Origin of the sequence: Streptomyces sp. NPDC060028 (assembly GCF_042736725.1) — a bacterium.
Classification (GTDB): domain Bacteria; phylum Actinomycetota; class Actinomycetes; order Streptomycetales; family Streptomycetaceae; genus Streptomyces.
This window is the reverse complement of sequence record NZ_JBHWVJ010000189.1, coordinates 1-1,261: the sequence shown is the minus strand read 5'-3', so window position 1 is coordinate 1,261 and position 1,261 is coordinate 1. Positions and strand designations below refer to the sequence as shown.

1 protein-coding gene is annotated in these 1,261 nt (G+C 74.6%); it reads left to right on the top strand.

What is annotated here, in order from left to right:
* The coding region (locus tag ACFWBF_RS37345) for a hypothetical protein (RefSeq protein WP_385609282.1) at nt 1-1,261 on the top strand (1,261 nt) is incomplete at both ends.

The window sequence follows — 1,261 nt, the reverse complement described above, 5'->3', positions numbered from 1 at the left end:
AATCCTCCCGCCCGCGGCGACCGGTACGCGGTGCTGCGCCCGGAGTACCGCCGCCGGTCCGTCGTACTGGACACCCGGTACATGCGCGGCCGCGGGGAAGTGTTCGAGGAGCTCATGAGCCGCCCGCGCGGCCAGGTCCTCGACCTCGACAGGCTCACCCCGCCGGCCTCGCACCTGGACGAGAACGGCCGCGCCGTGCTCAAGCAAGTGCGCCAGGTCCTCACCGAGGCCGGCGCCGAAGAGTTCCCCGGAGTTGAGGCCCTGGAGCTGGCCGCGCTCGGCCGCCTGCCACTGCTCGACACCCCCGACCACACCCGGGCCGCCTTCGTCACCGCGCTGGATTACCTCCTGGTGACCGAGACCGCGCCCGGCATGGTCATCGACGGCTGGCAGCCGGACATAGCCGCCCTGCGGCAGGCTTTCGGCTCCGACGCCGGGACGATGACCGCCGCGCTCGACCAGGCCCGGGCCGAGCGAGAGCAGGCGCGCGGCCACGCCCGCAAGGCCCGCGTCCGCAACGACGTCGAAGACCTCGGCCTAGTCCGGGACAGGCACGCCCTCGCCGAGCGGCTGCGCCAGGCCGCCGAATCCATCGACGGACGCCGGGTGCCGGCCACCCTGCGGCCCGAGGCGGCAGGCGTCCGCGCGGCCCTGCGGGACGTACGGACCCGGGTCCTCGACACCCGGGCGCGAACCCGGCTGGACGACCTCGCCACCGTCGCGGCCGATCCGCCCACCCAGGCCGAGGCCATCGTCCGCCAAGTCCAAGCCGAGCAGCAGCAGGCCCTCGCCGAACGTCAGCACGCCGAGGCCGACCGGCGCCAGGCGAAGCACGCCCAGGCCGATCAGCGGCGCCTGCTGCGGGCCCAGCGCGCCGCCCTGGCCGAGCAGCTGGAGACGTGCCTGAGCGAGGCCCGGGAGTTGGAGCGGCTGTACGTACGGACCGCCACCCGCGAGGGCGAGTCACCGTTCGCCGTGCTGCGGGACTATCGCGTCAACGGCCAGCATCCGCTCCTGCGGTACGTGGCGCCGCCGCAACGGCCCCGGCCCGCGGGCCTGGTGGCTGCTGTCCGGGCTGGGCTGGCTGGGCCCGAGTACGGCTACTGGGAGGCGACCACAGCCGCGGTACGGATGCCAGGGACTCCGTACAGCTGCTCGCTGCTGGCCGAGTGGGGACCGTACAGCCGGGCCGTCCTCGCCACGGTGCTGCACGAACTGCACGCGCGCGAGGACCAGCTGCGGGCAGCGCTCGGCCGCAAAC